General features: G+C 70.0%; 14 protein-coding genes. 6 read left to right on the forward strand and 8 right to left on the reverse strand.

What is annotated here, in order from left to right:
• Window positions 1–148: 148 nt before the first annotated feature.
• Window positions 149–952, forward strand: a complete 804-nt coding sequence (locus tag CLV29_RS00075; protein ID WP_133753087.1) for a class II glutamine amidotransferase — start codon at window positions 149–151, stop codon at window positions 950–952.
• Between the two features lie 39 nt (window positions 953–991).
• Complete coding sequence (locus CLV29_RS00080) at window positions 992–1,510, forward strand: NUDIX hydrolase (protein ID WP_133753088.1); 519 nt, start codon at window positions 992–994, stop codon at window positions 1,508–1,510.
• Window positions 1,511–1,532: 22 nt separating this feature from the next.
• Here the strand turns inward: CLV29_RS00080 and CLV29_RS00085 are convergent, their stop codons facing one another.
• From CLV29_RS00085 to CLV29_RS00095, 3 genes are read right to left on the reverse strand one after another with little or no spacing between them, the layout of a single operon-like run.
• Window positions 1,533–3,170, reverse strand: a complete 1,638-nt coding sequence (locus CLV29_RS00085) for a DNA repair helicase XPB (RefSeq protein ID WP_133753089.1) — start codon at window positions 3,168–3,170, stop codon at window positions 1,533–1,535.
• Entirely contained in the window at window positions 3,167–5,347 is a 2,181-nt protein-coding gene (locus CLV29_RS00090; RefSeq protein WP_133753090.1) for a helicase-associated domain-containing protein, read from the reverse strand. Before CLV29_RS00090 ends, CLV29_RS00085 begins: the two co-directional genes overlap by 4 nt.
• A gap of 21 nt (window positions 5,348–5,368) precedes the next feature.
• Window positions 5,369–6,220, reverse strand: a complete 852-nt coding sequence (locus tag CLV29_RS00095) for a hypothetical protein (RefSeq protein WP_133753091.1) — start codon at window positions 6,218–6,220, stop codon at window positions 5,369–5,371.
• 205 nt (window positions 6,221–6,425) lie between these two features.
• Here CLV29_RS00095 and CLV29_RS00100 point away from each other — a divergent pair, with 205 nt between their 5' ends.
• The gene (locus CLV29_RS00100) at window positions 6,426–6,809 is read left to right on the forward strand and encodes a cold-shock protein (protein WP_133753092.1); all 384 of its coding nucleotides are present in this window, start codon (window positions 6,426–6,428) and stop codon (window positions 6,807–6,809) included.
• Between the two features lie 2 nt (window positions 6,810–6,811).
• Window positions 6,812–7,591 (forward strand): DUF3027 domain-containing protein, encoded by a 780-nt coding sequence (locus tag CLV29_RS00105; RefSeq protein ID WP_392508963.1) that lies wholly within the window; start codon window positions 6,812–6,814, stop codon window positions 7,589–7,591.
• An 81-nt stretch (window positions 7,592–7,672) separates the two neighbouring features.
• Here the strand turns inward: CLV29_RS00105 and mtnN are convergent, their stop codons facing one another.
• The 5 genes from mtnN to CLV29_RS16320 form a co-directional block, all read right to left on the reverse strand.
• Window positions 7,673–8,395, reverse strand: a complete 723-nt coding sequence (gene mtnN / locus CLV29_RS00110) for a 5'-methylthioadenosine/S-adenosylhomocysteine nucleosidase (protein ID WP_133753094.1) — start codon at window positions 8,393–8,395, stop codon at window positions 7,673–7,675.
• A complete protein-coding gene (locus CLV29_RS00115) occupies window positions 8,392–8,844 on the reverse strand; it encodes an S-ribosylhomocysteine lyase (RefSeq protein WP_133754921.1) in 453 nt (150 codons plus the stop codon). Before CLV29_RS00115 ends, mtnN begins: the two co-directional genes overlap by 4 nt.
• Before the next feature lie 121 nt (window positions 8,845–8,965).
• Complete coding sequence (locus CLV29_RS00120; protein ID WP_166649076.1) at window positions 8,966–9,577, reverse strand: substrate-binding domain-containing protein; 612 nt, start codon at window positions 9,575–9,577, stop codon at window positions 8,966–8,968.
• Window positions 9,574–9,702 (reverse strand): hypothetical protein, encoded by a 129-nt coding sequence (locus CLV29_RS16920; protein WP_279586441.1) that lies wholly within the window; start codon window positions 9,700–9,702, stop codon window positions 9,574–9,576. Before CLV29_RS16920 ends, CLV29_RS00120 begins: the two co-directional genes overlap by 4 nt.
• Complete coding sequence (locus CLV29_RS16320) at window positions 9,702–10,052, reverse strand: alpha/beta hydrolase (RefSeq protein ID WP_208292686.1); 351 nt, start codon at window positions 10,050–10,052, stop codon at window positions 9,702–9,704. The genes CLV29_RS16920 and CLV29_RS16320 overlap by 1 nt, the downstream gene beginning before the upstream one ends.
• Window positions 10,053–10,549: 497 nt before the next feature.
• On the opposite strand from CLV29_RS16320, the gene CLV29_RS00130 reads away from it, so the two are divergent.
• Window positions 10,550–11,011, forward strand: a complete 462-nt coding sequence (locus CLV29_RS00130) for a MarR family winged helix-turn-helix transcriptional regulator (protein WP_243831633.1) — start codon at window positions 10,550–10,552, stop codon at window positions 11,009–11,011.
• The gene (locus tag CLV29_RS00135) at window positions 11,008–12,288 is read left to right on the forward strand and encodes an MFS transporter (RefSeq protein ID WP_133753095.1); all 1,281 of its coding nucleotides are present in this window, start codon (window positions 11,008–11,010) and stop codon (window positions 12,286–12,288) included. The genes CLV29_RS00130 and CLV29_RS00135 overlap by 4 nt, the downstream gene beginning before the upstream one ends.
• Window positions 12,289–12,339 lie beyond the last annotated feature (51 nt).

The following is a 12,339-nucleotide window of genomic DNA, read 5'->3' on the forward strand; positions in this document are numbered from 1 at the left end:
CCGTCGGTGCCAGCCGAACGGCGCCACCACCGGCGTGTGACAGCGGGTGTGACAGTCAGCGGGTGTGACGGTCAGCGGGTGTGACAGTCAGATGACGGATTCGGTGTCGCACTTCCCGGCTGCCGCCGCGCGGCAATAGCGTGCCGACATGTGTCGACTGCTTGCGATGACCGCTGGTGAGTCCAGGACCATGTCCGAGCATCTGGGCGAGGACCTGGATCGTTTCGTGGCGCTGTCGGAGCGTCATCGCGACGGCTGGGGTCTGGCCAGTTCCAGCGGTGGTGCACCGGAGCTGGTGAAGGCCCCGGAGCAGGCACTGGGCTCGCCGCGGTTCGCCGAGGCCGCCACCCAGTGGCCCGCCGAGCAGTTCCTGCTGCACCTGCGGCTGGCGTCGCCGAACAAGCGGCACTCGATGCAGAACACCCATCCGTTCGTGTCCACCGAGGTCCCCGGTGGGCATCCGGACCTGGCCTTCGCCCACAACGGTCATGTGTTCGACAACGCCTCGCTGAATGCCCGGACCGGGCAGGTCACCGCCCGCCGCCCGCTCGGGCAGACCGACTCCGAGGCCTACTTCTTCATCGTCGACGAGTTCCTGCGCCGGGGCGAGGAGCCCTTGCGGGCGCTGGCCGCGGCGATGCAGGTGGTCGCCGATTCGACCGAGTACACCGGGCTGAATGCCGTTCTCTCGATGCCGGAGGGGCTGTACGCGATCCATGCCGCCGATCCGAATCCGCGCCAGGGTGATCTCGATCGGGCACCGGATCCGCAGCAGTTCGAACTCCGTTACCGGGTCGAGGAACGGTTGTCCGTGGTCGCCTCCAACGACTGGCAGCCGGCTACCGACGGCTGGCAGGTGTTGGCGAACCGGCAGTTGCTGTTCCTGCCCGCCGGTGGCGGGTCGTCGATGACCGTCGATGTCGACGAGGCCTTGTTGCCGATGGCCGCCTGACGGGCCCCGGTCCGGCGCCCGGGGTGATAGACAGAAGCCGTGATCGAACGTCCCCGAAAGACCCGCAGCGCCGTCCGGCTGATCGTGCTCAGCGATGACGACCGGGTGCTGCTGCTGCAGGACAGCGACCCCGGGATCGCCGAGGTGACCTGGTGGGTCACTCCCGGCGGTGGGATCGACCCCGGTGAGAACGAACTGCAGACCGGGGTACGGGAGCTGGCCGAGGAGACCGGCTGGCAGGCCGCGGAGTCCGACCTGATCGGCCCGGTCGCCCGGCGCCGGGTGGTGCACGGCTACAGCGACGAGATCCTCGATCAGTACGAGGCGTTCTACCTGATCCGGACCCCGGCCTTCACCGTCGACATCGCCGGGCACACCCCGGAGGAGCAACTCACCCTGCAGGGCAACCGCTGGTGGCCCCGGGCCGAGCTGGAGACCACGAAGGCCTGGATCTGGCCGGCCGAACTGCAGCAGATGATCAGCATCGGGCAGACCGGCGGCCAGCCGCTGGAGCTCGGTCTGGTCACCCGCGAGTCGACCGTACCCGTCGACGACTGAGGAGGGTCAGGTCAGTTGTTGATCAACTGGCGAGGTCCTCGGCGTCGGTGACGTGGTAGGCGTAGCCCTGTTCGGCCAGGAACCGCTGCCGGTGCTGGGCGAACTCGGCATCGACGGTGTCCCGGGCCACCACGGCGTAGAAACGGGCGGTGGTGCCATCACCCTTCGGCCGCAACAGCCGTCCCAGCCGCTGGGCCTCCTCCTGCCGGGAACCGAAGGCGCCGGAGACCTGGATCGCCACCTGGGCAGTCGGCAGGTCGACGGAGAAGTTCGCCACCTTCGAGACCACCAACAAGTCGATCTCGCCGGTACGGAACTGCTCGTAGAGCTCCTCGCGCCGTCTGGTCGTCGTCTCCCCGGTGATCACCGGGGCCTCCAGCCGCTCGGCCAGGTCGGCCAGCTGATCGACGTACTGGCCGATCACCAGCCGGGGCACTCCGGCATGGCGGTTCACCAGATCCACCACCGCAGCCGACTTCGAGTCCGCGGTCGCGGCCACCCGGTAACGGACCTCGGGATCGGCCAGGGCGTAGGTCATCCGCTCGTCCTCGGCCAGGCTCACCCGAACCTCCACGCAGTCGGCGGGGGCGATGTAACCCTGGGACTCGATCTCCTTCCACGGAGCGTCGTAGCGCTTCGGGCCGATCAGTGAGAACACATCACCCTCATGGCCGTCCTCGCGGACCAGGGTCGCGGTCAGGCCGAGCCGCCGGCGGGCCTGCAGCCCGGCGGTCATCCGGAACACCGGCGCCGGCAACAGATGCACCTCGTCGTAGACGATCAGCCCCCAATCGCGGGCGTCGAACAGCTCCAGATGCGGATGGATCCCGTTCCGCTTCGTCGTCACCACCTGGTACGTGGCGATGGTCACCGGGCGGATCTCCTTCTTCGCCCCGGAGTACTCACCGATCTCCTCGGCGCTCAGCGAGGTGCGCCGCAACAGCTCGGCCCGCCACTGCCGGGCCGAGACGGTGTTGGTGACCAGGATCAGCGTGGTGGCCTTGGCATGGGCCATCGCGGCGGCACCGACCAGCGTCTTCCCGGCGCCGCAGGGCAGCACCACCACACCGGAGCCGCCGTGCCAGATCGATTCGGCGGCCTGTCGCTGGTAGGGCCGCAGCTCCCAGCCGTCGGGGCGCAGGTCGATCTCGTGGGCCTCACCGTCGACATAACCGGCGACGTCGTCGGCCGGCCAGCCCAGGGTCAGCAGCAACTGTTTCAGGTGGCCGCGCTCGGAGGGATGCACCGCCACGGTGTGCTCGTCGATCCGGGAACCGACCACCCCGGACAGCTTCGAGGACCGCAGCACCTCGGTCAGCACCGGGATGTCGGTGCTGGTCAGCACCAGCCCGTGGACGGGATGCTTCTCGATCCGCAACCGGCCGTACCGGTCCATCGTCTCGGCGACGTCGACCAGCAGGCTGCTCGGCACCGGGTAGCGGCTGTAGTTCAACAGCACGTCGACGACCTGCTCGGCATCGTGACCGGCGGCCCGGGCGTTCCACAGCCCCAGCGGGGTCAACCGGTAGGTGTGGATGTGTTCGGGTGCCCGTTCGAGCTCGGCGAACGGGGCGATCGCGATCCGGCACTCGTCGGACTGGGGGTGGTTGACCTCCAGCAGCAGGGTGCGGTCGGACTGCACGACCAACGGGCCACTCAATGGATGCTCCTTTCGGTGGCAAGGGGTTCCACGGTACGGATCCGGGCAAGCGGCACCGACAGTTCCCGGTCACCGCCGTCAGGTCGCAGCCGCAACCGGCCGCCGGCCACCTCGACCGCCAGGCCCCGGTCCTGCAACTCATTGCCCTGCTGGTCGACCCAGCCGAGGTCGACCCGGGAACCGGCCACCTCGGTCAGGTTGCGCTGCAACCGATCGGCGTCGCGGCGCCGCTGTTCCTCGGCCTCCCCGCGGCGGACGGTCGCCAGCAGCTGCTCGGCCAGGGCCTGTGGTGTCGCCGTCGGGCGGGTACGGACGGTACGTGGCCGGGCGCGTTGCGGGGCGGGTGCGACCAGCCGGTTGCCGCCCATCCCCTCGGCGGCCGGGGACAGCCCCAGGTCGTGCAGCCAGTCGACCATCTCGGCGGCATCGGCGGCGGCGATGATCACCCCCGGGGCGACCTGCCGTACCCCGAATTCACCGGCCCGGGGGTGACCGGTGACCAGGGCCAGTTGCGCCGGATCGTCGATCCGCAGCCAGCTGCCGGCGCTGCCGATCCGGATCGCACCGTGGCGGCGGGCGGCATCGGTGATCAGGTACTGCAGCGGCTGCGGTACGTCGGTCTCGGTGTGCTCACCCAGCCAGTCGATGATCTCCTCGGCCGACCAACCGCGGTCCAGTCCGCGGCGGATGCTGTCGGCGCTGAACCGGTAGACCGAGGCGGTGCCGCGGCTCTCGGTGTCGGCCAGCAGCCGCAGCACCCCGAGCACCGGCGGTTGCAGCGGGCCTGCTGCCACCGCGGTCAGGTCGGCCTGCAGGATGACGGTGCTGATCGGCTCGGGGAAGGACAGCTCGGCGGGGAGCTCACCGGTGACCGCGACCTCGGCCAGGCCGGTACGCCCGCCCATCGCGGTCAGCCCGAACCACTCCGCGGCTTCGGCCACCTCGGCAGCAGCCGCGGCCAGATCCAGGTTCTGCCAGGCCGGGCGCAGCCAGCCGACGGTAGCGGTGATCAGCTCCCAGTCGACCGTCGCACCCACCTCGACGGAGATCAACTCGGCCAGGAACAGGCCGCGTAGCTCGGCGGCGCGGGCATCCAGCGGTCCGGGTTCCTGTTCCAGTGGGCGGGGATCGCGCTCGGGCCAGTGGGGAAGGTCGCGCCAACCGAGGACCAGGCTCAGCCAGCGTTCGGCGCCGGGCCGGGCGAGCCAGCTGTCGTAGGCGCTGGTGATCTCCACCCGCCCGCCGGCGGCCCGCAGCAACCCCAGGGATTCGGCGAGCGCGGTGGTCCGCAGCAGTCCCTTCGAGGTGAGGCCGAGCCGACGGATGAGCGTGGACTGATCGGCCGCGCCGATACCGCCGGCCCGCAGGAGCTGGGGGTTCATCCGGTCGAGCTCGTCGACCAGTCCATCGGTCTCCTGGATGCTCGCGAAGGCGGCACCCAGTCCGGCCAGGTCCACCCGGCGGTGCCGGGCGGGGTCGACCACGGCGGGCTCGACCGCCCGGGGCGGGCCGTCCCCGACCTCGGCCGCGGCGAAACCGCCGCGGGCGGCCAGGGCGACCTCACGGGGCAGGATCACCGTCTCGGTGTCGGTCGGCCGCAGCAGCCCGCGAGCCAGCAGTCGCTCGACCGGCGTCCGGGCACTCGCCAGATCCACCGTCCGGTCGGCCTGGCGCAGGGCACCGGTCGGTGGTCCCCAGGCCAGCCGGTCGACGACGGCCCGCTCGTCGGTGCCGAGTTCGGCCAGCAACTGCTCGGGATCGGCGATCCGCTGACCGGGCGTGCTCGGTGGGGCCAGACCGCCCGGCCAGGGCCCGAGCGCCAGGCGTACCTCCCGCAGCAGTTGCAGCGACTCCTCGCCACCCCAGACCAGCCCGCGCTCGCGGAGTTCGCCGACCCGGTCGGCCAGCCACCGGCGGTCCCGCCCGGTCAGCTCGACCAGCTCCGCGATCGACGGTTCGCCGTGGGTCGCCGCGATCGCCCGGGCGGTCATCAGCTGGGCGGCGTCCAGACGTTCCAGCGCCCGGCCGACCGAGGCGGCGGTGGCAGCACGGTTCGCCACCTCGGCCAGATCGGCCGGCGGTGGACTGCACAGATCGGGGCGCAGCTCCAACAGCCGGACCAGTGCGGACTGGTCCAGCCGCCGCAGGGCTTCGCTGTAGGTGCGGGGCGGACGCATGGGACCGAGCCTACGCGCGGCTCACACCTGGTCGGGCCGTTCTCCGCGTTGCAGTGCCCGGGCCTGGACGAAGCCGAGCACGACCAGCACCACCCAGCTGGTGACCAGTAGCACCGAGGACATGTCGGTCCACCAGCCGCCGAAGGTGCTCGAGCTCAGCGCGAGCAGCAGCAGGCTGAGGGTGAGACCCGCGCCCAAGGCGCCGAGGAAGACATTGCGTACCAGCCGGCGGCGGTACCGGATCCGGACCGAGCAGAACATCGCGATGACGAAGAACGGCAGGGACAGCGGGCGGATCAGACCGCCCAGCAGCAGGAAGATCACCACCGCCGGGGTGAGCGCTCGCAGCACCTCACCGAAACCGGGGGCGGGCAGGCTCGGCGGCGGTCCGCTGGAGGGGCCGAACCATTGCGGGGTACCCGGTTGCGGGAAGCCTGCCGGTGGAACGCCGCGGTCGGCCGGCACCGGGGGGCCCTGGGGTGGGGGGAAGTCCGGTGCCGGGGCCGCCAGGACCTCCCGCATCGGCAACCGGGGGTCGAACCCGGGCTCGGTGGCCGGTGCGGTGTCGAACGGTGTACCCGGTGCGGCCTCCTGGGCCCGGCGGGGGGAGTCGTCGGCGAATGCGGTCAGGGCCGCCCGCTCGGTGCGGTAGGGCTGTCCGGGATCACGGCCGGGCTCGGTGAGAAGTCCCAGGACCTCCAGCGGCGGTGCCTCGGGGGCACCGTAGTGCGGCTGCCCGGCCGGTACCTCGGTGGCCGCGGGCACCGGGTCGGCATCGGGTTCGGCGCGGCTCAGCGGGGCCGCTGCCGGAGCCTCGAATCGTCCGGGCCGTTCGCTCGGCGCGTACTCCGGTCCGTCCTCCCAAGTGGCCATGGCCGCCATCGTAGTTCGCGCCCGGTCACCCGGCGCACCGAGCGGCTTCGATTCCCGGTTCGGCTGTGCGGTCGGTACGGGTACGCTGTGCCCCGTCACGGTGACGCGTCGTCGTGCCGTGACGATGGGATTCGTTGGACCAGTGCACACCTGTCCGGAACATCCGGTCGGGTCGGTGGCCTGGGAATCAGAAAGGGTACGTGTCGTGGCGGTTGGCAGAGTGCGTTTCTTCGATGCGGAGAAGGGCTTCGGCTTCCTCACCAAGGATGATGGTGGCGATGTCTACGTCCGGTCCTCGGCGCTCCCCGCCGGCGTGAGCACGCTGAAGCCGGGGCAGAAGGTCGAGTTCGGGGTGATCGACGGCCGCAAGGGTGAGCAGGCATTGTCGGTGGAGCTGTTGGAGGCGCCGCCGTCGTTGTCCAAGGCCTCCCGCAAGTCGCCGGAGCAGATGGCGGTGATCGTCGAGGACCTGGTGAAGATGCTGGACGGCATCGGCGCGGGTTATCGCCGTGGACGGCATCCCGACGGACGTACCTCGGGCAAGATCGCCAGTGTGCTGCGGGCCGTCGCCGACGAACTGGAGCTGTGAGCGTGCCGCAGGTGACGGAGCGGAAGCGGCCCAAGCTGGACGCCCAGCTGGCCGCGGCGATCGACGATGCCCGGCGCGCGGCCGAGGAGTCGGCCGATGTCTTCGAGGTCGGTGAGCATCTCGGTGTGGTGCCGGAGGCAGAACGGGTGGTGACCCACTGGTTCGCCTGTCACCACCCGGGATACCCCGGCTGGCGCTGGGCGGTCACCTTGACCCGGGCCTCCCGGGCACGGACGGTGACCGTGAACGAGGTGGCACTGCTGCCCGGTACCGAGGCACTGGGTGCCCCGGAGTGGCTTCCCTGGGACGAGCGGATCCAGCCCGGTGACGTGGGCCCCGGTATGTTGCTGGCGACCCCGGACAACGACCCGCGACTGGAGCCCGGTTACACCGCCGGATCGATCGAGGTCGACCCCGAGGAACGGGTGGCCCTGCGCTCGGTGGTCAGCGAGCTCGGACTCGGCCGGGAGCGGGTGCTCACCGCGCACGGGCGGGACCTGGCCGCGCAGCGGTGGCTGCACGCTGCTCCCGGGCCGCACAACGACCTGACCCGGCAGGCGCCGGACGTCTGCGGCAGCTGCGGCTACCTGGTCCGGCTGCAGGGCGGCCTGGGTGTGATGTTCGGTGCCTGTGCCAACGAGTACTCACCCTCGGACGGCCGGGTGGTCAGCATCGACCACGGGTGCGGTGCGCATTCGTCGGTGACCGAACCCGAGCGCGGGGTGGAGATCCCCGAGCCGGTGTGGGACACGATCAGCGTCGGGGAGAGCATCTTCGACTGAACCCACAGCGGCCCCGCCGGGATCCCGGCGGGGCCGCTGTGGGTTCGCCTGCCCGTTTCGGGCGCCCGGCGATCGGCCCGGTCAGCTCGCCTTCACCGACCGGTGCGCCCAACTGCCGATCAGGTCGATCGCCGCCGTGGCCGAAACCTCGGCAGCGTTGATCACCTGGTCGTTGAACACCTGCTGGTTGTCGGTCTCGATGCACAGATCGGAGACCCCGCGCAGGTAGGCGAACGGCAACCGGTGGTGATAGCTGACCTGGGCCAGGGCCAGTGACTCCATGTCGGCGGCCAGGGCCTCGGGCCATTCGGCGATGATCTCGGCAGCCTTGGCAGCGGTGATAAAGCTGTAGGAGGAGACCGCCATCCCCGACACCGCCCGCTCGCCGTGGTGGGTGGCCACCAGCCGGGAGACCCGCGGATCGGCGAGATAGCGGAACGGCATCCCGGGGACCTCACCCCGGCGGTAGCCGAAGGCGGTGGCGTCGGCGTCGATGTTCACGAACTCGGTGCCGATCACCAACCGGTTCAACGTGTTCGCCCGCAGCCCACCGGCCGTACCGGCGCTGATCACCAGCGGATCCCGGCTCTGCACGGTGCTGATCGCGGTGGACAGGGCGGCGGCGGCGTTGACCAGTCCGACCCCGGACTGGATCAGCACGAACTCGACCCCGTCGCGTTCGAGGGTGAGCATCAGCGCACCGCCGACGAACCGGGAGTCGACCTCGGTGCACAGGTCGAGGAACGGTTCGGCCTCCTGGCGCATCGCCACACTGACGATCGCTGCCGGGAAGGCAGCGCTCATGCCCAGACCTGTTCCCAGGCCTCGCGGGCGGCCAGGAAGGCGGCCGCTTCCCGCTGGGCATCGACCAGGGAGTGGGAGGCGGCCCAGCCGCACTGCTCGATGTTGGCGGCCGGCACGGCCTCGGCCGACATCACATCGGTCAGGGTCTGCTCCACCAGTTCGGCCACCTCACTCCACTGCGGGGCGCCGTCGAGGGTCAGGTAGAAACCGGTCTGGCAGCCCATCGGGCCGAAGTCGATCACCTTGTCGCTGTGGTTGCGGCTGAGTTCGGCGAACAGATGCTCCAGCGAGTGCAGGGCCGGCATCTCCAGTGCCTCGGCGTTCGGCTGCTTGAAGCGGATGTCCCATTTGGTGATCGTGCTGCCGCCGTCCAGCTGCTTCTCCGAGGCGAGTCGGATGTAGGGCGCGGCGACGGCGCGGTGGTCGAGGTTGAACGATTCGACGTTCATCTGCTTGTTCACGTTGATCTTCCGTCGGGTGCATTCGTGGGTGGTCCGGGACCGGCCGGACAGGGCAGGTCCCAAACGGGACAAGTCTAGGCGAGGACCGGCCTCGGCCGGCAGTCGCCGGTCAGGCCGGCGCGGGGCCGGTCGACTCCCGGATGGTCAGCGCCGGTGTCAGGCTCAGCTGGCGCAGCGCCCGGCCGGGTTGTTCCAACCGGTCCAGCAGCAGATCGACCGCCGCGGCACCGACCTCGGCCCGGGGCGGCTTCACCGCGGTCAACGGTGGTGTCATCAGCTCGGCGATCTCGTCGTCGTAGGAGACGATCGACAGGTCACCGGGCACCGAGATGCCCGCACTCAGGGCCGCCTCGATCATCGCCATCACCTCGGCGGCCTGCGGCGACTGCATGTTCGGTGCGACCAGCAGGCCTTGCACACCCTCGGTCCGCAGCATCCGTTCCATCATCGGTCGCTCGTCCAGCAACTCGTAGGAGGCGCCGCGCAGCAACAACCGGTGGCCGCGCGCGGCGGCCTTGCGCTTCATCCCGGTGATCACCTCGGGCCAGTAGAAGCTCAGGGAGGGCACCAGCACCGCCAGCGCCGGCGCGGTCTGCGGCTTCGGCGGTTCGGTACGGCCGCGCGGCGGCTGGTCGACCCGTACCGCGCCGCCGTGCACCCGGGTGAGCAGACCCCGGCGCTCCATCGCGGCCAGATCCCGGCGCAGGGTCACCGGGGTCACGCCCAGCTCATCGACCAGTAGCCCTCGTCGAACTGGTGGTAGGACGCGGTGTCGAAGTCGGCATTCGTCACCGGATAGAGCAGGACCTGCGACCGCAGGTCCCCGCCGCCGCGCTCGGCGTTCATCAGGCGAACACCGTCGACATGCAGCCGCCGACCGATTCGCCGGTGACCGCGACCCGGGAGGTGTCCAGATTGTGTTCGGCACCATGCTCGGCCAGCCACTGACCGACGGCGTAGTTCTGCTCGATCTGGGTGGGGTAGCCCTTCTCCGGTGCCCGGTCGTAGACGCGGAAGACGCCGGCCGCTCCGGCACCGACCACCAGTTCGCGGAACAATCGGTCGTGGGTGTGCTGGTCACCGAAGACCCAGCCGGCGCCGTGGATGTAGAAGATGACCGGCAACGGCCCCTGGGTGCCGACGGGACGGATGATCCGGGTACGCACGGTGCCCCACTCCCCGGCGTCCACGTCCACCACTCCTCCTCGACCTGGGGGCGCTCGACGCCCTGCCCGCTCTGCAGGTCGGCGAGGATCTTGCGTCCCTCCTCCGGTGGTACCTCGTAGATCCGTGGGTGCGGATCGGTCTGTTCGGCCAGCGCGGCCGCCTCGGGCTCGAGGTAGGGCTGGATCGGATCCGGCAGTTCGGACATGGAATGCCTCCATTCGCTCGAAAGGTGGTGGTGCGTGTGCTCCTGGTGTGCTGTCGGGGGCAGAAGTAAGCACTGCTTACTCAGTGTAGTCGGGTCCACCTCGACGCTCCACGGGGGTGTCGGCGTCGGGTTCGGGGACGCATCGCCTGCAGTCGCAAATCGATCGGCGAGTGGTGGCGGTACCCGGCTTCGTTCGGCGGTCGAAGCTGGGCCTGCGGGGCGGCCGGGGTGGGCGGGAGTGTCGGCGGCCAGCGTGGTGGCGCCGCGCACGCAGGTGCTTAGCGTTTGTAATTAGCGTTGCTAACTATTAACCTCGAAGTAGTGACGAGCGAACCGACCCAGCATCCCGAACCGGGCCTGCGGACCACCGCGGGTCTGGCCAGCACACTCAGGTTGGCCACGATGCGGCTGGCCCGCCGGCTCCGACAGGTCCACGCCGGCGGTCACGACCTGGGTGCGAACCAGCTGTCGACCATGAGTGCCCTGATGCGCGACGGCGAACTGGGGATGTCGGAGCTGGCCGAGCACGAGAAGGTGAAACCGCCCTCGATGACCCGGATCGTCGGCTCCCTGGTCGAACTGGGGATAGTCGAACGCCGCTGTGATGATCATGATCGTCGGCACCAGCGCGTCCGCCTCACCGCCGAGGGGCGCAATGTCGTCACCGCCGAACGTCGTCGCCGCGACCAGTGGATGGCCCAACAGGTGGCCGCCCTGAGTCCGGCCGAACGCGCCGCCCTGCGGGCGGTCGTACCAGTCCTGCAGAAGTTGGCCCAACAATGAACCTTGCTCGCTCCCGTACCTTCTCGGCCTTGCAGAACCCGAACTACCGGATCTACCTGGCCGGCTCCTTCGGCTCCAACATCGGCACCTGGATGCAGCGTGTCGCCCAGGACTGGCTGGTCCTGGAACTGACCGGTTCGGCGCTCGCCGTCGGCATCACCACCGCGCTGCAGTTCCTGCCGACCCTGCTGCTCTCGCCCTACACCGGGCTGATCGCCGACCGCTTCGACAAGCGGAAGGTGCTGTGGTTCAGCCAGGGCTGGATGGCGCTGATGGCCGCTGTCCTCGGGGCAGCCGCGATCACCGGCGTCGCCACCGCCGAGACCGTCTACCTGCTGGCCCTGCTCTTCGGTGTCGGCTCGGCCATCGACGTACCGGCACGGCAGTCCTTCGTCTCCGAACTCGTCGGCCGGGAGAACCTGACCAATGCGATCGGGTTGAACAGTGCCACCTTCCACCTGGCCCGGATCATCGGCCCGGCCCTGGCCGGTGTGGTGATCGCCGGCTTCGGTTCAGGCTGGGCGATCGCGACCAATGCCGTCACCTACCTGGCATTCCTGCTCGCGATCACCCTGCTGGATGCCTCGAAGCTGCAAACCGTCGCCCGGGTGGAACGGGCCAAGGGGCAGATCCGCGAGGGGATCGCCTATGTCCGCGACCGGGCCGATCTGCTGCTGGTGCTGTTGATCGCCTTCTCCGTCGGCACCTGGGGGATGAACTTCCAGATGACGATCGCCCTGATGGCCTCCCAGGAGTTCGACAAGGGCGCCGAGCAGTACGGCATCCTCGGCTCCTTCATGGCCGTCGGTTCGCTGGCCGGGGCGCTGATGGCGGCCCGGCGTACCTCGGCGCCCCGGGTCCGCCAGGTGGTGATGAGCGCGATCGCCTTCGCCGTCGCCGAGATGGCCCTGGGGTTGATGCCGAGCTACCTCTTCTTCGCGATCGGCCTGCCGGTCGTCGGCCTGATCTCCCTGCTCACGCTGACCGCGGCCAATGCGGCGGTGCAGATGGGCACCACCTCGGGGATGCGCGGCCGGGTGATGGCGCTGTACTCGATGGTGCTGATGGGCGGTACCCCGATCGGGGCCCCGCTGCTGGGCCTGCTCGCCGAGCACTTCGGGCCCCGATCCACCCTGATCGGCGGCGGTGCACTCACCCTGATCGGGATCGGCATCAGCGTCGCCCTGGTGATCCGGTTCAAGCACCTGGATGTGGAGACCCATCTGCGACCGCGTCCCAGTCTGGCGGTACGCGAACCCAGCACCCCCCGGGTCTGAGCCTGCCGAACCCGAGCTGAGACCTGGACGGGCCGCAGGCGAGCACGGCGG

Source organism: Naumannella halotolerans (assembly GCF_004364645.1).
In the GTDB taxonomy this organism is placed as follows: Bacteria; Actinomycetota; Actinomycetes; order Propionibacteriales; family Propionibacteriaceae; genus Naumannella; species Naumannella halotolerans.